The following is a 21995-nucleotide window of genomic DNA, read 5'->3' on the forward strand; positions in this document are numbered from 1 at the left end:
TGTCAGTGCTAAACCCCATGCTGAAGGCTTGATCCTGAATCCGAACTCCGCCCGTCCATGCCCGTTTACGACCGCAGCAAGCTGAACGACCTGCTCCGCGAGATTAGCGGCGGCGCGCCGTGCCCGGCCCTGCTGCTTTTCGGCGAACGCTCGCTTTGCCAGCAGGCTGCCGAGCAAGTCTGCACGGCCCTCTGCACCAAGGGCGGCACGGTACATGCCATTGATGGCGACAGCGAAGACCACGGCAGCACCTTGGCCAAGCTACGCAGCTTCAGCCTGCTCGGCGGCAGGCAGGTCTTCCGAGTCAACGGCAGCAGGATTTTCCATTCTAAGAATGTCGCTGAGGCCATCTGGAAAAAGGCGGTCAAAGCCTGGGAGGAAGGCAGCCCGGACAAGGCGGCCAAGCAGCTCCGGGCCATGCTCGCTGCTACCGGATTAGACAGCGCGGATGATCCCGGCAGCCTGAGCGAGGAGCAATGGAAAAAGTGCTTCGGTTTTGCCAAGCCCGCAGGCAATCTGAGTTGGACCGGCACGCTGCTTGATCAGATGGAGGCGGTTAAATCCGGTCTTTCCGCCGGAGACGCGGGCGAGCTGCTGCTGGCGGCCTTGGAAAGCGGCCTGCCCAAGAACAATACGCTGCTCCTGCTGGCTGAGGAGCTAGACAAGCGCAAGAAGCTGTATAAATCCTTCAGCGCGAAATTTGCCGTGCTCGATCTGAGCGTGGACACCGGCTCCTCGTCGCAGGCGAAAAAAGAGCAGGAGGCCGTGCTGCGCGAGCAAATCGGCAAGACGCTGCAAGAGTTCGGCAAAACGCTGGACAAGGGCGTGATCGAGCAGCTGCTGGAGCGGGTCGGTTTTCATCCGGCGGCGGCGGTGATGGAGACGGAAAAGCTGATTCTCTCGGTCGGCGACGCGCCTCGGATCACGCTCGACGACCTCAACCGCATGGTGGGCCGCACCCGCGAGGAGGCGGTCTTTGAGCTGACCGAGGCGGTGGGCAATAAAAATTTGGAAAAAGCCCTCTTCATCGCGGGCCGCCTGCAAGAAAACGGCATCCACGGTTTGGCGGTGCTGGCAACCCTGCGCAATTACGTCCGCAGCCTGCTCCTTTTCCGCTCGCTGCTGGAGCAGGAGCAGTACCGCTGGCGGCCCGGCATCGCGGCCAATGTCTTTCAGGAGCAGTGCCTGCCGCTGCTCAAGGCCAATCCGCGCTGGCAGAGCGAGCTGTCCGGCCATCCCTATGCTTTGTATATGAAATTCAAAACCGCCGCCGGATTTCCGCTGCCGCTGCTCCGGCACTGGATGCAGCTCCTGCTCGCCGCTGACCGGCGGCTGAAAGGATCGCCGGTGGCCGCCGACACTGTGGTGCAGCACCTGCTTTTGGCCATGAGCATAAGGACATGATAACATCATGATAAAATCATGATCAGAGAAAGGGAACTTGCAAAATTGAGGCGCGGCATTATACAATACAGATAGGAAGCGTTTTTTTCCTGTTCCGGCAGGCCCCTGCGCGCGGGCCAAGCAGCCGGGGCGCAAATTCAGCACAGCGGTCAGCAGCAGCATGGGCACCACCACCTGTTCAGGAACACGTGAAGAGACCTTGACAAGAGACCGGGAGAAGCTCCAAGAGCCTCCCTACTACAAGGTGCTTCTGCACAACGACGACTACACGACAATGGATTTTGTTGTCATGATACTGGAGATGATTTTTGGCAAAAGCACGGAGGAGGCCACTGCCATCATGCTCAACGTCCATCATCAGGGCCAAGGCGTGGCCGGTGTCTACACCCGTGAAATCGGCGAAACCAAGGTCGCGGAAGTGCATCAGCTGGCCCGGAAGAATCAGTTTCCCCTGAGATGCTCCTTGGAGCGGGCCTGAGCAGCCGCGCATGAACCGGAATTTAAATTTTTCACATAGAAGGCGGCCATCATGTTAAGTCGAAAATTAGAGCTGGCCCTCATCAAGGCCATCAAAGAAGCGAAATCGAAGAGGCATGAGTATGTGACAGTCGAGCACATGCTCTGGGGACTGCTCCATGATGAAACCGCCACTCAAATTATTGAAAAATGCGGCGGCAGCAATGAATCGCTGAAAGAGCGGCTGGAAGAGTTCCTTTCCGCAGGCATTCCCCTGCTCCAGACCGGCAAGGCCGAGCCGTCCCAGACTGTGGCCTTCAACCGTGTTTTGCAGCGGGCGGTCAATCATGTTCAGAGCGCGGGCAAGCGCGAGGTGGACACCGGCGACGTGCTGGTTTCCATTTTCGCCGAGCCGGACTCGCATGCCGTGTATTTCCTCGGCAGCGAAGGCGTGGGCCGGATGGAGGTGATGGAGTATCTTTCCCACCAGATGGCTGAGAGCAGCGCGCCCAAGAATGGCCCGCTGCCCATGGCCCGCCAGGCCGAGCAGCCGGACAGCCCAGCCAAGGAGCAGAAAAAGAAAGCCGAGGGCGAGGATCCGCTGGAGCTGTACACGGTCAACTTTGCCGAGCTGGCCGCCAGCGGCAAGATTGACCCGCTCATCGGCAGGGGCAAGGAGCTGGAGCGGATGATGCAGGTGCTCTGCCGCCGCCGCAAGAACAACCCGCTGTTAGTCGGCGAGCCGGGCGTGGGCAAGACCGCCATCGCCGAGGGCTTGGCTCTGCGTATTCATGAGGATGCCGTGACCCGCAAAAGCGAGCAGCCCGATCCGGCCAAATTCGTTCCGGCTTTGCTGCAAGACACGACGATTTACATGCTCGACATGGGCGCATTGGTTGCTGGCACCAAGTACCGGGGCGATTTCGAGAAGCGGCTGAAGGCGGTGGTGAACACGGTGGAGAAAATGGAGCGGGCCATCCTCTTCATTGACGAGATGCACACCATCGTCGGCGCAGGCGCGACCAGCGGCGGCTCAATGGACGCATCGAATCTGCTCAAGCCCGCGCTTCAGTCGGGCAGCCTGCGCTGCATCGGCTCGACCACCTACGAGGAGTATAAAAACCACATTGAGAAAGACCGCGCCCTGTCGCGCCGCTTCCAGAAAATTGATGTGGAGGAGCCGTCAGTGGAGGACACCTGCGCCATTCTGCGCGGCCTTCAGCCCCGCTACGAGCAGCACCATCAGCTCACCTACTCGGAAGCGGCGATTTCCGCCGCCGCCGAGCTGGCCAACCGCTACATCAATGACCGCTTCCTGCCGGACAAGGCCATTGACGTGATGGACGAGGTCGGCGCGGCCATGCGCCTGGCTGGAAAGACCGGCTCGGTCGTCACGCTGGCCGATGTCGAGGCCATTGTCGGCAAAATGGCGCGGGTGCCGGTGGTTTCCAAGGTCAATAACAAGACCGAGGGCCTGCGTCACTTGGAGCGCGACCTGAAGGCGGTGATTTTCGGCCAGGACGAGGCCATCATCGAGGTGGCGCGGGCGGTGAAGCGGGCCAGAGCAGGCTTGGGCAATCCCAACTCCCCTGCCGGTTCCTTCCTTTTCGCCGGACCGACCGGCGTGGGCAAGACCGAAGTCGCCCGCCAGCTCGCCCAGTCGCTCTCCGTTCATTTTGAGCGGATCGACATGAGCGAGTACATGGAGAAGCACGCGGTCTCGCGGCTGATCGGTGCGCCTCCGGGCTATGTCGGCTTTGAGCAAGGCGGCCTGCTCACTGACGCGATCCGCAAGCACCCGCACACCGTGCTGCTGCTGGATGAGATCGAAAAAGCGCACCCGGATGTCTTCTCGATCCTGCTTCAGGTTATGGATCACTCCACCCTGACCGACAACAGCGGCAGGCGGGCGGATTTCCGCAACGTGATCCTGATCATGACCACCAACGCGGGCGCGCGGGAGATGACCGAGCGGACTATCGGCTTCACCGGCGATTCCAAGGGCAAGGAGCAGAAGGCATTGAAAAATCTTTTCTCGCCGGAGTTCCGCAACCGCTTGGACAGCATCATCACCTTCCATCCGCTGCCGATGACAGCGGTGGAGCAGATTGTCGGCAAGATGATCCATGAGCTGGAAGGACAGCTGGCTGACAAGAACGTGCGCATCAGCCTGACCACGGCGGCCCGCAAATGGCTGGCCGGACAGGGCTACGACCCGGCCTTCGGCGCGCGGCCCATGCGCCGCCTGATCATGAAGGAGATCGGCGACGTGCTGACCGAAGAAATCCTCTTTGGCAAACTGAGCAAGGGCGGCAAGGTGCAGGTCGGGTGCAGCAAAGGCAAAATCACCTTCGAATATTCCTGATCCGTCCGGCAGGCTGCCCGCAGTTCCTCCGCAGCCTGCTGTTTTTTCTTCCATGCGCAACTTGACAGTCATGCACCGGATGCAGCGTGTCATTTTTTTGCGGCTGATCCGAGATGCGTCAAGATGATTGCATTCATTTCGTGTTCATACGTATTTCCCCAGCCGTCACCCGGCGTTCACCGCCGCAGCGGTCAAGTATAACATACCGTCCGTCCTCAGCAAGCCCTGCGCCGACCGCCGGAGTCATTCCTTGCCCGCTGTCATATTCCAGCGGTCTGCCGAGGAGATAATCCCTCTGCCGCCACGCGGCCAGCACCGCCACCTTGTCTTCTTTCAGCCGCTCCGGCGCGGCCAGCAGCTCATTGACCAAAAGCGGCAGCAGCTCGGCAGGACTGATGACCGCGCCTGCTTCGGCCAAGGTGATGATTTTGTTGCGCAGCTCCGGCGGGAAATCCTCCGGCAATGCGGCGACGTTGATGCCGACTCCGATCACGACAAATTCCGGCAGACCAGCCCGCAGCGGCCCGCTTTCCGTGAGAATGCCGCCGAGCTTTCTCTCGGCAAGATAGAGATCATTCGGCCACTTGAGCAGCGGCTGCACACCTGCCGCCTTGTGCAGGCCAGCGGCCAAGCCGACCCCGGCGGCCAAAGTCAGCAGCGGCAAATCCGCAGGCTCCAGCTCTGGCCGCAGAATCAGCGAGAAATACAGACCGCCGGGCGGCGAGCAGAACTGCTTGCCGCCGCGCCCGCGCCCGCCGCTCTGCTGATCGGCATGAACCACCGTGCCCTGCTCCGCGCCTTGACGGGCAAGATCAAGGGCATGGCTGCTGGTGGATCCGAGGACTGAAAAATGATGCAGCAGCATCAGGCGATGGACGGCGGGCTGCTCAGTTTCATCGGCATGACGATGCCGAGAAAGCCGGGATCCGCTGCCGAGCTGATCAGGCAGGGACTTTCGTCCGAGCTGACTGAGGCGGAAAGCGCGTCGCCTTCCAGCACCGACAAAGCCTCGATGAAGTAGCGACAGTTGAAGCCCATGCAGAGGTCGTGGCCGCTGTAGGTGATCTCAATCTCATCCCGCGCCGAGCCGAAATCTGCATTATCCGAACTGAGAATCAGCCGGTTGCCTTGGGCCTCAAAGCGGATGGCGTGGAAGATGTCCTCGGTGAAAAGGTTGATCCGCTTCAGCGATTCGAGGAAGAGATTCTTGTTGATGATCATGCTGTTGTCCTGCGGCAGCGAGCGCAGAATGTTCTCGAAATCCGGGAAATCGCCCTCCATCAGGCGGATGATGAGAACCGAGCTGTCGCTTTTCAGCACCAGCTTTTTCTGCTCCACGCCCATCCGGCAGGTGTCCAATTCCTCGCAGAATTTGCGCAGCTGCTGCACGCCCCGGCGCGGAATGAGGATGCTCTGGCCGAAATCCAGCCCGGCCATTGCGGCGGCCTCGCGGTTCATGATGCTCAGGCGGTGGCCGTCGGACGTGACCATCCGCAGCATGGTCTTGCCCTCCTCCTCGCGCTTTTGCAGCAGGGCGGCGGTGAGGTTGTACATGTTCTCGCGGTCAGCAGCGATGGAGAAGCTGGTCTTGTCGATCAGGTCGCAGAGCGCTTCGGCCTCGATGTCCGCCAGTGCCTGCTCGTCGTAGTGTTCAAACTGGGGGAATTCCTCGCTCACCATGCCCGCGAGGCGGTAGGTGCTGCTGCCCGCGCTGATCCGCACCCAGTTTTTCTCCTCCTCCTTGAAATTCACGGTCTCCGAGCGGGACTCGCGGGCCAGCTCAAAGAGCTTCTTCGCAGGCAAGGTCAGGCTGCCCTGCTCAAAAACCTCGGCGGACACGGTCTGGCGCAGGCTCACCTCCAAGTCGGTGCCGGTGAAGACCACCTCATTGCTGCCAACCTCCAGCAGGACGTTGGAGAGAATGGCCAATGTGCCCTTTTTGCTGGCGATGTTCTGCTGCGCGCTGACCGCGTCCAACAGGTCTTTCCGGGCGATGTTGAAATTGAACGGCATGACAACTGCTCCTTTGTTTATATAGAAAAGTTTGTTGATATTGGGGCTGTTGATTTGTTGATAAGCGGCCTAAGCTGCTGAATTCAATAAAGACAGCCTGTTGATAAGTTGTGAGTTCTTTTGTTGAAAACTCGCGCCGTTCCCGGCCTGCCCGCCAGTTATCAACAGGTTGTGAACAAGTTATCAACAAGTTTTCAACAGGGGGCGGCGCAGGGGCTGAAGAAGAAAATATACCAATTCGCCGCCGTGGTGACGATCTTTTCTTCTCCTGCCGGTTGCAATTCCGCCCGGATTGAGGTAACTCTGCGGGGAACTCAACCCCCGCGCGCCCATGCTCCATCTGATCAGCCTGAACTGCCGCTACACCCACTCCTGTCTGGCCCAGTTCTGCCTGCGGGCCGAGCTGGAACGCCGCCTGCCGGAACTGCCAGTCCGCCTCAGCCAGTTCACGCTCAACGACCCGTATTACGCGACCTTGCTGCGGATCAGCGGCCAGCCTGCTCATGCTGTACTTTTCTCGGTCTATGTCTGGAATCACGCCTATGTCCGCCGTTTGATCAACGATTTGGCTCGACTGCGGCCAGAGCTGCCGATTATTCTCGGCGGACCGCAGGCTGCGGCGATGACCAATCTGCCGCCCAACTGCACGGTTTTTATCGGTGAGATAGAAAGCGCGGAGGAAGATTTTTTCCACGATCTGCGCAGCGGAACGCTGAAGCCGCGCTATCAGGCCGCGCCCAGCCGCAGCTTTCCGTCTCCGTACAAGCCGGAGGATTTCAGCACGCATTTGAAAAACCGGCAGGTTTATTACGAATCCTCGCGGGGCTGTCCGTTCTCCTGCTCGTATTGTTTATCGTCCATTTCCAAAGGCGTGCGCCACAAGCCGCTGGAGCTGGTGAAAGAGGAGCTGCGCAGCCTGATTGCCGCCAAGCCGCTGATCATCAAGTTTGTTGACCGCACCTTCAACGACAAGCCGGAACGGGCCGCCGCGATTTGGCGTTTCCTGCTCGACGAGGGGCAAGGCGTGCGCTTTCATTTTGAAATTGCCCCTGACCGTTTCACTGAAGATTTGTTCGCTCTGCTGGAACAAGTGCCCTGCGATTTGTTTCAATTTGAGATCGGTATTCAGAGCTGCAATGCGGCGACCTTGGCCGCTGTCCGGCGGCAGATGGATTTGCCGCAAGCTGAGGCGAACATCCGCCGCTTGATCGCGCTGAACAGCATCCACATTCACGCTGATCTCATTCTCGGTCTGCCTTTTGAAGACGCAGCCAGCTTCCGTGAATCTTTCAACCGGGTTTTCCGCTGCCGACCGCATCATGTTCAGCTCGGCCTGCTCAAGGTGCTGCCGGAAACCGAGATGCAGGCGCGGGCAGCGGAATTTGGCCTGCTCCACTGCGCCGAGCCGCCCTACGAGGTGCTGGCGAACAAGTGGCTCAGTCACGACGAGCTGCGCGGGCTGCACGAGTTCTGCGAATGCGCGGAGGCATTTCACAACAACCGCTTTTTCCCCTCGCTCTGGGCGTGTCTGCTTCAGCGCGGCGAGGAGCCGTTCCGCTTTTTCCACAGCTTGCTGGAACTCTGCCGCCAGCGCGGTTTCTTCCAGCTGGCACATACGCAGGCCCTGATGAGCAGCCTGCTGGCCGAGCTGGCCCGGCAACGCGACGATGGCCCGTTGCTGCTGGATCTGCTCCGCTACGACTGGTTGCGCTGCGGCCACCGTTTTCTGCCGGAGGAGCTGGCAAGTGCGCCGCCTGCCGCGCTGCGCGACCGCCTGCGCCAAACTTTGCCGGAGGCGATTGAGGGTCTGTTCAGCAGCAGGACGCGAACAGAATTTCTCAAACAGACCAGCCTGCTGGAGTTGTCCGCCGAGGCGATGGCGGTTCTTGGTTTGGGTGAAAGGGCGGGCATTGTTGCTTTGCTGCCGGAGCAGACAGGCGGGGTGCTGAAACATTGCCGGGCGGTGGTGCTGCCGGATGATAAAAGCGGGCTATGAGAAAACTGCATAAACGGCTTTCTATCTGGACGGCGGGCATAGTGCTGATGCTGCTGATCAGCATGATCGCCGTCAATATTGTTATAAGCAGTTATGCCCGACACACCAGCGGACAGCTTAGTGCTTTTAAAACAGTGCAGTGCGCCATACTCCTCGGCACCTCAAAATGGCTGAAAGGCGGCAGGAGAAACCTGTATTACCAATATAGGATTATCGCGGCTGCTGAGCTGTATAAAACTGGAAAATGCAGAAAGATTATTGTTTCAGGCGACAACGGCACCATTTACTATAACGAGCCGATGACAATGAAGCGGGATTTGATGAAAATGGGCATCAAAGAGGAGGACGTGATCTGCGACTATGCTGGATTCAGAACCTTGGATTCGATCATCCGCTTCAAGGAAATATTCGGTCAGCGGGAGGGAATTGTTGTTTCTCAGCAGTTCCATAATACCAGATCCGTCTATATAGGAAGGTCATACGATATTGATCTGCATGGATACAACGCCCGTGATGTCAGCTTGCGCTATGGCTTAAAAACTCGAATTCGGGAATTTTTCTCCAAAGTGAAGTGCTTCATTGACGTGCATCTGCTCTATACGCAGCCGAAATTCTTGGGTGAAAAGGTCAGTGTCGGCGAAGAGGCGGAAAAAGAATCCTTCTGAAGGAGGTCAAACCAGCCATGAGCCTGCCCAGACCAGCCCGTTCCGTCTGCCCTTTTGTCACCGCCGGAAAGATTGAAAACCCCAGCCTCTTCGCAGGCCGGAAGGACGAGCTGCGCCGTCTTGCCGGATGGATGAGCGGCAGCCAGCCGGTCAGCGTGAATGTGGTCGGCGGGCGGCTGTCCGGCAAGTCCTCCCTGCTTCAGCACTTCACCCAGACTTATGCGCAGCGGGTGGCGAAACCGGGCCGCTTCCTTGTGGTCTGCATCTGCCTGCGGCTGGCCAAGCCCAAGACCGAGGCCGAGTTCTACCAGACTTTGGCAGCTGCCCTGAGCAAGCTGCGGGCGGTTGAGCAGTGCAAGCCGCTGCGCGCTGCGCTGGCTGCATGTTCCAGAGGCGGCAAGAAGGAATTCACTGATCTGCTGGAGCTGCTGTCCGGGCGGGGTCTGCTGCCGGTCTTCTGCCTAGATGAGTTCGAGAAGCTCTTTGACCACAAGGACACGCTGGGCAAGGATTTCTACGACGGCCTGCACAGCCTGATCAACAGCAACAAGATGATGCTGATCATCGCCACGCGCGAGCCGGTGGAAATTGTCGCTGAAGGCCAGCAGCTTCTGTCGCCGTTCTTCAACTTCGGCCAAGCCTGCGAGCTGAAGGACTTCAGCGAGGAGGAGGCGGAGGAGCTGCTGCTCCTGCCCAGCCCGCTTGCGCCCGCGCTGGATGCCGATGAGCGGCGGCTGGCCCGCAAGTGGGGCGATCTCCAGCCGCATCTGCTGCAACTGGCCGCCTCGTTCCTTTTTGAGGCGCGGCGGCACGGCAAAAGCCGGAGCTGGGCGGAGAAGGCGTTCAAGCAGGAGCGGGGCAGACGGCTGGAGAAGAGCGTCTGGACAAAGCCGCTGTCAGCGAAAGCGATTGCGCAGGGCAGCCGCAAGTTCCTGACGGCCTTGGCCGAGGATGCGGAGAAGTGCAAGAAAGTTCTGCTGGCGCTTGTCCCGCTGGCGGTGCTGGCCGGGCTTGCCTATGCCCTGCTGACTGGAAAGATGCCCACGAAAGACGCGCTGGACTGGCTGCTGAAGCTGATGGGGGCGAAGTGAGGACGGATCACCGCTTCTTCCTTTAGACGACAAACCTGCGGCGGCAAACTGGCAAGGAACCTTACCGTCAGCCGCGAAGGATCCTTCTCGCAATACGGCAAGGATCCTTCCCGGAAAACGCCAAGGATCCTTGGCGCAATACGAGAAGGATCCTTCGCGTAAATCGGCAAGGCTCCTTGCTGCAAAACGTGAAGGATCCTTGCGCCGCCGCGCCTGCCTTCCTGCCAAACCACGGAGATGCCCCATGCAATACGTGAAAGAATGCCTCCAGCTGCTGTATTGGATCTACTTCAAGCCCTACACCATGAAACAGCATGTGCGGGAGATATGCCCAGAGATAACCGATCCATACAAAGACAGTTTTTACAGGCTTTCTGCAGAAGCGCAGGCCAACCCGCGCCTGAAGTATTACGATGAGCAATTATTCTGGCTGACAGTCTTGGTGCCGATAATATCGACTCTTTTTTGCATGCTTCTGATTGATCTTATAGCCGGAACTGATGAATTCCAGTTCAACTGGTGGTTGAGCTGCTTGTTTTGTCTTGGATGGATGACGGGAATGTTCTTCGGTTTTGCGGTCAGGAGAAAATTGAAAAGGGAAACATATGCCTTTCTGGCATCTTTCTTGGCATTTGCGTTGATAATTTTCTATGATGATCTTTTTTATGACCCTCTGCTGAGGATGACGGCAAAAGGCATGATGACTGGCGCAGCATTAGGTTTTGCGCATGCAGTGATGGTCAGTATGGCTAGTGGCGTAATGGGGGGAGTGCTGCACTGCGTAACGTTCGGCGTGATATCAGGAACGGTGAAAGTGATTGACAGCAGCTCAGCATTCATGTTGATCCTGTCTCTCGTCATTTTTGCCATGCCGCGCCTGTACATTTGGCTGCCGGAGCTGCTGTGGATGTGCATCCTCAAACTCTGGCCGGGCAAAGCGGAAGACAAGCTGCCTTGGCTGCCGCCGCAATTCGACCAATCTGTCGAATTTCCTCTGCCTTTCCTGCACGGACTCATCGCCGCAGCCTACTGCGAGAACCAAGCCGCCGCCCGCCAAAGCATCAACTACCTCATAACCTCCACCAATCAGCAGAAGACGGCCAGCAAGGCCATGCTCCTCATCGCTGCGGAGAGCTTCGCCGCCTGCCGCTCTGCTGGCGACATCGCCGCTGTGAGGGAGCAGCTTGACTGGCTGCCTAATGAGCTTGCCGGGAAGATCACGGACTGCTTGGAACTGAGCCAAGACACTGCCGCCGCCTTGGAGGCCAGCTCGCCCTACCGCCAGGCGCAGCGGCTGGAGCATGTCTGCGCCAAGATCGAGCAGCGGCGCAACGCCTTGGCCTCTGCTTCTGCCCGCGAGGCCACCACGCTGGGCGGTGTGCTCGATCAGTGGCAGGGCATCCTGCGCACAGCCTGCCGCACTCTGCACGAGACCGCCAAGCGCAGCGGCGAGCTGCTGCAGGTCTATCTGCCCGGCCCGCCGCTGGAGCCGGGCAAGGCAGGCAGCCTGTTCAAGGGCCGCAAAGACCTCTTCCGCCATATCGAAAGCCTGCTGCTCTCGGCCCAGCCGCCCACGCTGGTCATGCACGGCAACAGGCGCAGCGGCAAAAGCTCGGCCCTGCGCTACCTGCCCAAGCAGATGCCCTCGGACATCCTGCCCTTGTTCGTGGACTGCCAAGGCGCGGCGGTGTCCAGCTCGCTGCATGGCCTGGCTGACCGCATCGCTCATCAGCTCATCAGCTCGGCCCGCGAGACGCACCGCCTGACCCTGCCGGCGCCGGACAAGGAGGAGCTGCGCCTTGACCCCTTCGCCGCCCTGCTGGCTTGGTTGGACGCGGCAGAGCAGGCCGCGCCGGGCAAGACCTTCCTCCTCTGCTTAGACGAGTTCGAGCGCATTGACGAGATTGTCACCACCACGGGCAGCCGCGCCCCGCTCAACTTCCTCCGCCACCTCATCCAGCACCGCCGCCGCTGGCTGCTCCTCTTTGCCGGGGAGCACACGCCGGAGGAGCTGTCCCTGCACTGGAGCGACTGCTTGATCAACACCCGCAGCCTGCGCGTGAGCTGCTTGGACAAGGACGATGCGCTGGAGCTGATCCGCAGGCCGGTGGAGGACTTCCCGGAGATTTGGCAGGACGAGGCGGCGGAGGCGGTCTGGCAGCTCACGCAGGGGCAGCCGTACTGCATTCAGCTCATCGGCCAAGAGGTGATTGAGCGGCTGAACAAACAGAAGCGAAGGCTGGCTGAGGCCGATGATGTCGAGGCTGTGCTGCCGACTGTCTTTGAGCGGGGCAGCGAGTTCTTCCTTGAATTCTGGCGCAGCCGCAGCAAGGAGGAGCAGACGCTGCTGGCCGCTCTGGCCAAGAGGGAGATCATTACGCCGGATATGACCGCAGCCGCGCCTGCCTTGGTCCGCAAGGAAATCCTTGCGCAAGAGCAGGGCGGCTGCGCCTTCAAGGTGCCGCTGCTGGGGAGGTGGATCGAGGGACTGTAGGGGCGGTTCGCGAACCGCCCCTACACCTTAAACCGCCGCTTCGCCGTGCTCGCCGGTGCGCACCCGCACCACATCATCGACCGGCAGGACGAAGATTTTGCCGTCGCCGATCTTGCCGCTCAGGGCCGCGTCGCGGATGGCCGTCACCACCTTCTCGGCCATGTCAGCCCGCACCACCAGCTCGATCTTGATCTTCGGGTTGAACTCGACGTGGTACTCGGCTCCACGGTACATCTCGGTGTGGCCTTTCTGGCGGCCATAGCCCTTGACCTCGCTGATGGTCATGCCGGTGATGCCGAGGCCGGTCAGGGCGTGCTTCACGTCGTCCAGTTTGAAGGGCTTGATGATCGCTTCAATTTTCTTCATGATAGGCTCCTTGTGGCCGAAAGTTAGTCTCTGGTGAACTCAGGATAGGCTTCCAAGCCGCATTCCGCAAGATCCACGCCTGCCAATTCGTCCTCTTCGCTGACCCGGATGCCGACAGTCTTCTTCAGAACCATCCAAGTGGCGAAGGAGGCGGCGAAGGTCCAGACGAAGATCGCGCCGATGCCGGTCAGCTGCACAAGCACGGAGCCGTCCGGGTTGGTCAGCCCTGCGGCGAGCAGGCCGAAGGTGCCGGTCACGCCGTGGACAGAAAGCGCGCCCACCGGGTCGTCAATTTTCGCCTTGTCGATGAAGATGATGGATGCCACCACAATCAGGCCCGCAATCACGCCGATCAGGGTTGAAACCACCGGCGAGGGGCTGAGCGGATCGGCGGTGATCGCCACCAGACCGGCCAGCGCGCCGTTGAGGGCCATGGTCAGATCCGCCTTGCCGAACCAGAACTGCGCCAGCAGCAGGGCCGCGACCAAGCCGCCTGCGGCTGCGGTGTTGGTGTTGACAAAGACCATCGAAACCGCGTTCGCCTCTTTGATGTTGCTGACCATCAGCTCGGAGCCGCCGTTGAAGCCGAACCAGCCCAGCCAAAGGATGAAGGTGCCGAGTGTAGCCAAAGGCAGGTTGCTGCCGGGAATGGCCTTGGCTCTGCCGTCCGGGCCGTATTTGCCCTTCCGTGCGCCCAGCAGGAGCACGCCGGCCAGCGCGGCAGATGCGCCGCAAAGATGCACCACGCCCGATCCGGCGAAGTCAACAAAGCCGAGTCCTTTCAGGAAGCCGCCGCCCCAGTGCCAGTAGCCGCCGACTGGGTAGATGACCAAGCTCATCACTGCGGCGAAGGCGAGGAACGACCAGAGCTTCATCCGTTCGGCCACTGCGCCGGAGACGATGGAGGTCGCGGTGGCGACGAAGACCACCTGAAAGAAGAAGTCGGCCATCTTCGAGTGGGTGATGCTGCCTCCGCTCTTCAGGATTGCGTCCGCAGTGTGCTCCGCACCGAGGAAGAAGCTGAGGCCGGGAATGAAGCTGCTCAGGCCGGGGCCGTACATGATGTTGTAGCCCGCGATCAGGTACATCAGGCAGGCGACAGCATACAACGCAATGTTTTTGGTTAAGATCTCAACCGTGTTCTTGCTCCGCACCAAGCCCGCCTCGAGCATGGCGAAGCCCGCCCCCATCCACATGACCAATGCGCCGGTCATAAGAAAATAGAAAGTGTCCAGCGAATAGGCGAGCTGAATCATAGTCTCGCCCGCGCTGGCTGCTTCCTCCGCCGCTGCCGGGCCAGCCAGCATCACGCCGGCCAGAGCCGCCGCGCCCGCCCAGAAGCGTTTTGTCCTGCTTGTTGCCGAGTTCTTCATGTCTCCCTCCTCGTGCCTGATAAGTTGTTCCAGAATGGAATGGGTAGCGAACGCCGTGTTCTTTTGCTATGGATATAGCAAAGAGTATGCCATTTTTGCACCATTTTTTATTTTTTGATCAACTTCAGCAGGTTGCCGCCAGCGGAAGTTCTGCTTTTCATGGCAGGCGCAAACGTTTGATACATTTTTGCGTGATAAATCTGAAATTGTCATACGAAAATGTATTGAATCTGCCTCGAATAAAAATACGCCGAACCCTGCCGCAGGGTTCGGCGCAACAAGCTGCGGCACTGCGTTCAGGCTACGTCCACCAGATCGAACGCTTAGGCGGGTTGCCGTACTTCTCAAAGACATCCCCCGACTCCTTCAGCACCGCCTCCAGCTCCTCGACCGTGAAGCTGTAGCCGTCCTGCGCGGCCAGCGCGACAAACTCCTCCTTTGTGGCCGGAACATCGTATTTCGCTTTGATCTTTTTATCTTTGCCGCCCGCTGTCAGCAGCTTTTCCACGTCCGCTTTCGCCATGACCTGACCTCTCCTGTGATGTTTATTGATGAGGGAAAAATTCAATCCGCAGGCTGTCTTCGCCGTCCTGCGCCAAGGCGTAGCCGCCGCCGTCGTCAATCCGCATTTCCCGCTCCTGCGCCGCCTGCTTGAGCAGGCCGATCTGCTCCTGCGCCAGCTCCTCCTCCGCGTCGCGGTTGAGGTGGAGCAGCAGGCAGCCGCTGTCCTTGGTGAACTGGAGCAGGAAGGCGTTGTGGTTGAGGAAAACCAAATCCTCATAGACATGAGCAATGCCCATGCCCGCCGCTTCGACGATATCCTTGACCACACCGAGTTTTCGTTCTGACATGGGCACGTTATATAGTGAGAAGTTGCTCCTGAACCAGCTGCCGCAACCGTTCCGCCAGCTTCAGCATGGCCGGGATTTCCTCCATCATCGGCGGGCTGATTTTGAAGCCGTCCAGCGAGCAGATGTCCTGATACTGATCCATCTTCAGCAGGCCCTCGCCAATATCCCCCATCTTGCCCGGAAAGACCTGTTCCATCGCCGCGACTAAATCGGCCATGGTATGATTGTACGGCAGCTCGCCGTGGCGCATCAGCGCGGCCATGACGAACTTCTCTATGGCCATGGCGATGAGGTTATACAGTATTTCCGGGGTGAAGGCCAGCACGCCCTTGCTGTGCGCCTGCGCCGCCGTGTTCAGGAAGCCCTCGCCGTGGCGGAAGTACTCCTCCCAGCCCTTGACCGGGCGCAATTCGTGCAGCGGCTGAATTTTCATAGCATTTTCCGCAGGCAAATCATCGCCGTTGTCTGGAATTCCATCTTCTGATAAAAGGCCAAGGCTGGCGCGTTGTTCCGGTCTGCCAGCAGCTGCATACGGCTCGCTCCTTGGCTGACCGCCCAGGACTCGGCAGCAGCCACAAGCCGCCTGCCCACGCCTTTGCCCTGCTGCGCGGGCAGCACCGCCACGTCCTCAATCAGCGCGGACAGCCCGCCCTGCGCCGTGGAGATCAGCAGCTGCCCCGTGCACATGCCGATCACCTCGCCGTCCTGCTCCGCCGCGAAAACTGCCGCCTCTGCCCGGCTCAAGAGCAGCCGCAGGCCGCGCTCCTGCTTGGCCGCATCGAAAACAAAGTCTTTTTCAATGCTGAAGAGCAGCCGCAGCAGGCCGACAAGGGCCGGGATGTCCTCCGGCCCGGCGCGGCGGATAATGGCGTTCATTCGGAAATCAGATACTTTGCCGCTGGCTCGCCTTCCTCAAGGCCGTCGAGGATTGCATCAACCGCCTCCTCGCTGCTCACACGACCGAACCACCAGTTCTCCGGCTGCACCACCATGACCGGCCCCTTCTCGCATTGCTTGAGGCAGGATGTGGCGGTGATCAGGCAGTCCAAGCCGCGATCCAGCACTTCCTCCTCGATGTATTGCAGCAGTCCTTCGCTCTGCTTGTGGCAAAGCCCTTTCTTGTCGCCTGCGGCGCGGAAACTCTGGCAGAGCAATATCTGCCTCTTTGGTATGGCCATCTTTCTTTCCTCGTTCAGATGAGATTATTTCTTGCACTTTTGTTTCTTGCCGCCGCCGTAGAGCACATCCACCAGACCTTCAATGCTGTCCTCTGCCAACAGCACCTTGATGCCCTGTTCCGCCAGCACCTTTTGCGGATTCTCGCCTGCCTTGGCTGCCAGCAGGGCGAAGCAGTCAAAGAGGCACTCGCGGGCCAGCGTCTCCCAGCGGGAGCTTCCGGCACCTGCCTCCGGCGTGTTGCGCACTGTGAGCAGCGAGGGCAGCTCGTCGCCGCAGCGCGGGCCATAGATGAGCATCTTCTCCGCCTGGCCGAGGTGCAGATCCACCTCCATGCCGCTGCTGCTGACCACGGCCACGTTGGGCCGCGCCTGCGTCGGCTTGGGCAGCAGCGTTCCGGCGAAAGCAGTGCCGCTGCTCGGCGGACTGAGCAAAGTTGCTCCGTATTCGGCCAGCTCCAGATGCGCCGCCGCCGCTGCTTTGGCCTGCGCCAGAAGGGCCGCGTCGCAGCTGGGCGGGTCGCCTTCTTCCTCTGCGGCCGCAAACGGCAGCAGGGTCATGGATGACGCGCCGAGCTTGGCCATTTTCTCCGCAATCGCAGCCACGTGCTGGTCGTTGATGCCCGGATAAACCGTGGTCTGAATGTTCACTTTCAGCCCGGCCTGCACCAGAGCCACGACCGCCTGTTCTTGCTCGCTGATCAGCAGTGCCGCCGCCTCAGCCAGCGGGAGCGTCCGCTTGCCCGGACGGATCCATTTGTAAATCTTCTCCGCAAGGCCTGCGGCAACCGCCTCCACTTGCAGGCTCATCTGAGCAAGGCCCCGCTCCGCCAGCTTGTGCGCAAGGGCCGCCGCGCCTAATCCGGCAGCAGTCAGGTGCAGGCTGAACGCAGGATGCCTGGCGCGGATCAGGTCAAGCGCGGCAAAGAGGATGTCCGGCGCGGCCAAGGCATCGCCCGGCCCGCAGACCGTCACCCCGCCGATGCTTTTGCCGCCTTTGAGCAGCTCGTCAAGCCACGCGACCGCCTCTGCCGGCGGCAGGGCCGCAGCCGCTTTGTCGCCGCCGAAACGCCTGCCGCAGACCGCCTGCGGCGCAATCGGCAGGAGCAGGCTTTCAATCCGCATCGAGCGGGGGCAGGCGCATTGTTCTTGGGGAAATTGCAGCATGGTGTCATCCTCAGCAGCGGGCGGCGTTTGTCGCCGCCCTTCTGCTTTGTATCAAAGCAAAGGCCGTGCCAAGAGGAGGAATGCTGGATTTCTGCTGTGAAACCGTTTAAATGGAAGGGAACAGCCCGGCAGCGCGGGCTGCTCGTTTTTGCAGCGGGGATGACGAATTGGTACAGGCGTGGCGTTTTTGTCAAATACTCGTTCAAACAGAGAAGCTGACTTTCCCCTCCTGCCGCATCTCCCTCCGCGCCGCCGCCGGGCTTTTGCCGCACCAGCGCCGGAACGCCTTGCGGAAGCCGCGCTCGCTTTCAAAGCCCAGCCGGAAGGCCGCTTCGTCCACACTCAGGCCGCTGTCCGCCAGCAGACCTAAGGCGTTGACATGCCGGGCCTCGTCAATCAGCCTGCTGGCGCTGGTGCCTGCCTCATGCAGCCGCCGTTGCAGGCTGCTCAGGCTCATGCCCAAGCTCTGCGCCAGACCGGATGCGCTGTAGTCGCCCTTCAGCGCATTGCGCATCACGGCCTGGCGGATTTTGGCAACTTCATTTCTGCCGCTGGCCAGATCAAGATCGCGGCGCAGACCATCCAAACGCCGGGCCAGCACCTCCTTGCTCTCCGCACGGGGTGCCCGGCTGGGCATATCTAACACCGTGCTGTCAAAAATCAGGGCGTTGAACTGCGCTCCAAACGAGATCGGCGCCTTGAAGAAGTCCTCATAGGCTGTGACCGGCCCGACCGACTGATGCCGGAACTGCGCCCGCAGCAGCGATTTTTCTCCAAAGCACTCTTGGGCGATGCGCGCGCCCATGCCCAGGCCGATTTCCGCGCTCATGCCGCCGTCATGCAGGCTCAAAGGCTGATGGGTGCGCAGCACTGTTTCTGCTTTCCCCCATTCCACCACCTCCATTTCCAGCCGGTCGGCGATCAGGTCGCAGTGTTCGGAAAACAGCTCCAGCATCGAGCGCAGATCCGGGGCGCGGCGCAGCAGTTTGCCCGGCGTGCCGAGATAGGAGAGCGGCGCAATCTGAGCCAGCTCCAAGGCCACGTTTCTGCCGGGAAACGTGGCCGCCAGCAGCCGGAAGAACTGCTCGAAAAAGGCTTCCGGCAGGTAGGTGTCAGGATTCATCAGCACTGAAGGCGGAACGCCGGTCTCAGCACTGACGCGCTCCACGGACAGGCCGACATAGGCGGCGTAGAACACCGCCACGTTGCCCATGCTGCTCAGAATGCGGTGCTGCGGGGGTATTTCAGGATTTGATGCCATAAGACGCGCCGGTGCAAGAGTCAAAAATTATTTTGAGACGCAAGTTCCGTTCTTTGCCGCCTCAGGACATGCGCAAAAGCGGAGGAATTGAGTACCATGCAAGACAGAGGGGCAGAGCAGGAGCGGCAGCCCTCCGCAGCGGCGCCAGCATCCCGGAACGCAGCATGTTACCATAGCTGTTTGAAGATGGCGAAGGTTTTATTGTGCTGCCAATGGAAGGGCAAGCCTGTTGATCAACGACACTGAAAAGGTGAATCAAATGAAAGCAATCCAAATCAGCTACGATAAAGCCCGCGATAGAATGCGGCCCGGCGACGTGATCGCCTTTGGCGGGAAGGGGAACAGCTCGGACATCATCAAGTTTGCCACGTTCTCCGATGTCTCGCATGTCGCGGTGATCTTGCAGACCAAGGCCTTGAATGACAAGACCGGCAGATTTTTCAACGAAATCATTGAATCTACCACTCTGAACGGCGCGGCTGGCGTGCGGACAACCCGGTTGAGCGACTGTCTCAACATCTACGAGGGGGAGATCTGGTGGCTGCCGCTGGCCGAGCGGATCAGGCCGTACCATTTTGATGAAGAGAAATTTTACAACTTCCTCTTCCAGCAGAAAGGGAAAAAATATGACTTGCCGCAGGCAGTCAAGGCGGGCATTGACCTGCTGGATCGTCTGCCCTTCAGCGGCAAGGACGGCCCGACATTGAACAAAGAGGATTTCAGCAAGTTCTTCTGCTCCGAGCTGGTGGCGGCAGCCTTTGAGCAGGCGGGCGTGACTGGCCCGGTCAACGCCTCGGAGGTGACTCCGATCGACCTGTGCAGATGGCGGATTTATCAGAGCAGCTATTATCAGCTTAAAGGTGATCCGAGTAAAAAAATTTCCCGCTTCAACACCGCCTCGCCTGCGGACTGGAATGTCAGCGGCCAGCAGGACAGAGATGACGGCAAAGAGCCGGTTGCGGAAGAAACGGCCTTAGTTATTCAGGAAAAATAAAATCAAGCCGGGACAGCGCGCTGCTGCCCGGCCTTTTTTTGTCACAGCGTCAGCCAGAATTTGCTGTCCAAATAATCAGGATATATATTGCGCGTTCTTCAACTCCGCTCAGAGTGCTTATTCGTGCAAGTGCTCTGAGCGGAGCCGAAGGGCATTAGCTATAGCGGCGGCGGCCAAACTGAAAATTGCCAGGGGCTGTATAACTTCTTGAGTTCAAATATTTATTTCCAACTGCACAAAAGCATTCAAAGCAAACAGCGGTGATGAGGCGCGGCACTGGTTGATAATCAGACGCAGACACGATAAACTGCGCCTGAAATCAACCGCGCAAGAGGGAGAGCATGAAAACCATCGCCGCCTGTGAAATGGAAAAGCAACGGCCTGCTGAGTCGCACCGCTTTGGTTCCCTGCTTCTCCTTCTCCTTTTTTGTTCCTCCTGCGACAGCCGCCCGCCCAAGCTCGCGCTTGGCGCGCTGGAGCGCGACCGCGTCGCTCATGCGGCTGCGGCCAGCGAAGTGATCATCGCCCTGCCAGCGGCGCAAGGCAGCATAGTGAAACAGGGGGACATATTAGCCAGACTGGACGACACCTTGCAGCAGGCGCAGGTCAGGCGGGCGGAGGCGGAGCTGGCCCAGGCCGCAGCCCAGCTGGACAAACTCCGCAACGGGGCGCAGGCGGAAGAAATTGCCGCCGCCACGGCCAAGGTTGCTGGAGCCAAGGCGGTGTTGGCGGAGAGCGAGAGCCAGCATGAGCGTCTGCGCGGCCTGCTGACGCAGCGCATCAGCAGCAAAGGAGAGCTGGACAAGGCGCTGGCCGCCCGTGATGTCGCCCGATCCAATCTGAATGTGGCGCAGGAGGAGCTGCGCCTGCTGCTCAAGGGCAGCCGCGAGGAAGACCTGCGGGCGGCCACGGCCAAGCTCGATGCCGCCGCCGCTGTCTTGGCGATAGAGAGGAAAAAGCTGGCCGACCTCACTGTCACTGCCGCCTGCGACGGCATCCTTGATGATCTGCCGTGGCACGTGGGCGAGCGTCCTGCTGCCGGAACACCGCTGGCTGTGGTGCTGGCTGGCAACGCGCCCTACGCCCGCGTCTATCTGCCTGAGCCGTATCGGGTCAAGATCAAGATGGGCGACACGCTGACTGTGCATATCGATGGCCTTGATGTGCCCATCAGCGGCCAGGTGCGCTGGATTGCCGCCGAACCCGCCTTCACGCCCTACTACGCCCTCAACCAGGAAGAACGCGCCCGCCTGATGTATTTGACCGAAGTGCAGCTGCCGGACAGCGCGGCGCAGCTTCCTGCTGGTCTGCCTGCCCAAGTTGACCTGCCATGAGCGAGGCGGTCATTCAGGCTGAACAGCTCTGCCACAGCTTTGGCCCGCTTATGGCCGTGCGCGATCTTGATCTGGAAGTAGCTAAAGGCCGCATCTACGGCTTCCTTGGCCCGAACGGCAGCGGCAAGACCACGGCCATCCGCGTCCTGACCGGACTGCTCGCGCCCAGCTCCGGCACTGTGCAGGTGCTTGGTTTGAATTTGCCCCAAAATGCAGAACTGCTGCGCCTGCGCATCGGCTACATGACCCAGAAGTTCTCGCTCTATGACGATCTGACGGTGCAGGAGAACTTGCAGTTCACCGCCCGCATCTATGGCTTGTCAGGCCGGGCGCAGAGGCAGCGCATTGCCGAGCTGCTGCGCCTCTACGAGCTGGACGAGCGCAAAAGCCAGCTCGCCGGACGGATGAGCGGCGGCCAGCGGCAGCGGCTCAGTCTGGCCGCAGCCACGCTGCATCGCCCGGAGCTGCTCTTCCTTGATGAACCAACCTCTGCTGTTGACCCGGAGAACCGCCGGGAGTTTTGGGAGCAGCTCTTTGATCTCAGCGACCAAGGCACGACCATCCTTGTTTCGACGCACTACATGGACGAGGCCGAACGCTGCCACTGCTTGGCTATTTTGGAGAACGGCATGAAACGGGCCGAGGGGCCGCCAGATGAACTGATGCGGCAGATGGGCGCGCATGTGATTGAGATTGCTTCGGCCAATCTGCGCCAGCTCAAGCAGGAACTGCTCAAACTGCCGGAGGTGCTTGCCGCCGCCCAGCTTGGCGCGCGCCTGCGGGTCTTGGTCAAAGATGCGGTCGCCGATCCGCTGGCCTTTCTCGCCAGCCAGCCGTGCATTGGGCCGCAGGACAGCCTCGCCGCCGCGCGTCCCAGCTTGGAGGATGTTTTTGTCACTTGCACGGGGAGGAGTGAGGAGGACGGAAAAACGCATCCGCGCTGATCAACGGCAGCAGCTTGCTGCTGAGCAGTTAAAGATTGCAAGCAGC

The 21995-nt window shown here is 60.0% G+C and carries 23 protein-coding genes; 11 read left to right on the plus strand and 12 right to left on the minus strand.

Annotated elements, in window-relative coordinates; genetic code table 11:
• Positions 1 to 57: 57 nt before the first annotated feature.
• From holA to clpA, 3 genes are all read left to right on the plus strand, one after another.
• Positions 58 to 1404: a DNA polymerase III subunit delta gene (gene holA / locus ACNKH3_RS06530; RefSeq protein ID WP_420208675.1), complete on the plus strand. Its 1347-nt coding sequence runs from the start codon at positions 58 to 60 to the stop codon at positions 1402 to 1404.
• 160 nt (positions 1405 to 1564) lie between these two features.
• Positions 1565 to 1882, plus strand: coding sequence for an ATP-dependent Clp protease adapter ClpS (clpS, locus tag ACNKH3_RS06535; RefSeq protein ID WP_417915758.1), 318 nt, complete (start codon positions 1565 to 1567; stop codon positions 1880 to 1882).
• Positions 1883 to 1933: 51 nt separating this feature from the next.
• On the plus strand, positions 1934 to 4225 hold the full coding sequence (gene clpA / locus ACNKH3_RS06540) for an ATP-dependent Clp protease ATP-binding subunit ClpA (protein ID WP_417915759.1): 2292 nt from the start codon (positions 1934 to 1936) through the stop codon (positions 4223 to 4225).
• Between the two features lie 133 nt (positions 4226 to 4358).
• Here clpA and ACNKH3_RS06545 read toward each other — a convergent pair whose 3' ends face one another.
• Positions 4359 to 5090: a biotin--[acetyl-CoA-carboxylase] ligase gene (locus tag ACNKH3_RS06545; protein WP_420208676.1), complete on the minus strand. Its 732-nt coding sequence runs from the start codon at positions 5088 to 5090 to the stop codon at positions 4359 to 4361.
• Positions 5090 to 6238 (minus strand): DNA polymerase III subunit beta, encoded by a 1149-nt coding sequence (gene dnaN / locus ACNKH3_RS06550; RefSeq protein ID WP_420208677.1) that lies wholly within the window; start codon positions 6236 to 6238, stop codon positions 5090 to 5092. The genes ACNKH3_RS06545 and dnaN overlap by 1 nt, the downstream gene beginning before the upstream one ends.
• 110 nt (positions 6239 to 6348) lie before the next feature.
• On the opposite strand from dnaN, the gene ACNKH3_RS06555 reads away from it, so the two are divergent.
• The 5 genes from ACNKH3_RS06555 to ACNKH3_RS06575 all read left to right on the plus strand — a co-directional run bounded on the left by ACNKH3_RS06555 (position 6349) and on the right by ACNKH3_RS06575 (position 12484).
• Positions 6349 to 6534, plus strand: coding sequence for a hypothetical protein (locus tag ACNKH3_RS06555; protein WP_420208678.1), 186 nt, complete (start codon positions 6349 to 6351; stop codon positions 6532 to 6534).
• A gap of 35 nt (positions 6535 to 6569) precedes the next feature.
• The gene (locus tag ACNKH3_RS06560) at positions 6570 to 8234 is read left to right on the plus strand and encodes a DUF4080 domain-containing protein (RefSeq protein ID WP_420208679.1); all 1665 of its coding nucleotides are present in this window, start codon (positions 6570 to 6572) and stop codon (positions 8232 to 8234) included.
• 47 nt (positions 8235 to 8281) lie between these two features.
• Positions 8282 to 8899, plus strand: coding sequence for a SanA/YdcF family protein (locus ACNKH3_RS06565; RefSeq protein ID WP_420208680.1), 618 nt, complete (start codon positions 8282 to 8284; stop codon positions 8897 to 8899).
• Positions 8900 to 8916: 17 nt separating this feature from the next.
• Complete coding sequence (locus tag ACNKH3_RS06570; protein ID WP_417917171.1) at positions 8917 to 9990, plus strand: ATP-binding protein; 1074 nt, start codon at positions 8917 to 8919, stop codon at positions 9988 to 9990.
• An 838-nt stretch (positions 9991 to 10828) separates the two neighbouring features.
• Entirely contained in the window at positions 10829 to 12484 is a 1656-nt protein-coding gene (locus ACNKH3_RS06575) for an AAA family ATPase (RefSeq protein ID WP_417917172.1), read from the plus strand.
• Positions 12485 to 12511: 27 nt separating this feature from the next.
• Here ACNKH3_RS06575 and ACNKH3_RS06580 read toward each other — a convergent pair whose 3' ends face one another.
• From ACNKH3_RS06580 to ACNKH3_RS06625, 10 genes are all read right to left on the minus strand, one after another.
• Entirely contained in the window at positions 12512 to 12850 is a 339-nt protein-coding gene (locus tag ACNKH3_RS06580) for a P-II family nitrogen regulator (protein WP_417917173.1), read from the minus strand.
• Between the two features lie 23 nt (positions 12851 to 12873).
• Positions 12874 to 14106 (minus strand): ammonium transporter, encoded by a 1233-nt coding sequence (amt, locus tag ACNKH3_RS06585; RefSeq protein WP_420208712.1) that lies wholly within the window; start codon positions 14104 to 14106, stop codon positions 12874 to 12876.
• 183 nt (positions 14107 to 14289) lie between these two features.
• On the minus strand, positions 14290 to 14514 hold the full coding sequence (locus ACNKH3_RS06590) for a hypothetical protein (RefSeq protein ID WP_417917105.1): 225 nt from the start codon (positions 14512 to 14514) through the stop codon (positions 14290 to 14292).
• A 10-nt stretch (positions 14515 to 14524) separates the two neighbouring features.
• Positions 14525 to 14746, minus strand: a complete 222-nt coding sequence (locus ACNKH3_RS06595) for a Nif11-like leader peptide family natural product precursor (RefSeq protein ID WP_417917104.1) — start codon at positions 14744 to 14746, stop codon at positions 14525 to 14527.
• Positions 14747 to 14768: 22 nt separating this feature from the next.
• The gene (locus ACNKH3_RS06600; protein ID WP_417917103.1) at positions 14769 to 15074 is read right to left on the minus strand and encodes a hypothetical protein; all 306 of its coding nucleotides are present in this window, start codon (positions 15072 to 15074) and stop codon (positions 14769 to 14771) included.
• Between the two features lie 7 nt (positions 15075 to 15081).
• Positions 15082 to 15507 (minus strand): hypothetical protein, encoded by a 426-nt coding sequence (locus ACNKH3_RS06605; protein WP_417917102.1) that lies wholly within the window; start codon positions 15505 to 15507, stop codon positions 15082 to 15084.
• The gene (locus ACNKH3_RS06610) at positions 15504 to 15950 is read right to left on the minus strand and encodes a GNAT family N-acetyltransferase (protein WP_417917101.1); all 447 of its coding nucleotides are present in this window, start codon (positions 15948 to 15950) and stop codon (positions 15504 to 15506) included. The genes ACNKH3_RS06605 and ACNKH3_RS06610 overlap by 4 nt, the downstream gene beginning before the upstream one ends.
• Entirely contained in the window at positions 15947 to 16252 is a 306-nt protein-coding gene (locus ACNKH3_RS06615; RefSeq protein WP_417916798.1) for a (2Fe-2S) ferredoxin domain-containing protein, read from the minus strand. Before ACNKH3_RS06615 ends, ACNKH3_RS06610 begins: the two co-directional genes overlap by 4 nt.
• A gap of 24 nt (positions 16253 to 16276) precedes the next feature.
• Positions 16277 to 17416 (minus strand): dinitrogenase iron-molybdenum cofactor biosynthesis protein, encoded by a 1140-nt coding sequence (locus ACNKH3_RS06620; protein ID WP_420208681.1) that lies wholly within the window; start codon positions 17414 to 17416, stop codon positions 16277 to 16279.
• Between the two features lie 202 nt (positions 17417 to 17618).
• Positions 17619 to 18677 (minus strand): helix-turn-helix domain-containing protein, encoded by a 1059-nt coding sequence (locus ACNKH3_RS06625; protein ID WP_420208682.1) that lies wholly within the window; start codon positions 18675 to 18677, stop codon positions 17619 to 17621.
• A 259-nt stretch (positions 18678 to 18936) separates the two neighbouring features.
• Here ACNKH3_RS06625 and ACNKH3_RS06630 point away from each other — a divergent pair, with 259 nt between their 5' ends.
• From ACNKH3_RS06630 to ACNKH3_RS06640, 3 genes are all read left to right on the plus strand, one after another.
• A complete protein-coding gene (locus ACNKH3_RS06630; RefSeq protein WP_417916256.1) occupies positions 18937 to 19671 on the plus strand; it encodes a hypothetical protein in 735 nt (244 codons plus the stop codon).
• 341 nt (positions 19672 to 20012) lie between these two features.
• A complete protein-coding gene (locus ACNKH3_RS06635; protein ID WP_417916255.1) occupies positions 20013 to 21005 on the plus strand; it encodes an HlyD family secretion protein in 993 nt (330 codons plus the stop codon).
• Positions 21002 to 21949, plus strand: coding sequence for an ATP-binding cassette domain-containing protein (locus tag ACNKH3_RS06640; protein WP_420208683.1), 948 nt, complete (start codon positions 21002 to 21004; stop codon positions 21947 to 21949). The genes ACNKH3_RS06635 and ACNKH3_RS06640 overlap by 4 nt, the downstream gene beginning before the upstream one ends.
• Positions 21950 to 21995: the final 46 nt, after the last annotated feature.

The organism is Candidatus Electronema sp. JC, assembly GCF_048287365.2.
In the GTDB taxonomy this organism is placed as follows: Bacteria; Desulfobacterota; Desulfobulbia; order Desulfobulbales; family Desulfobulbaceae; genus Electronema.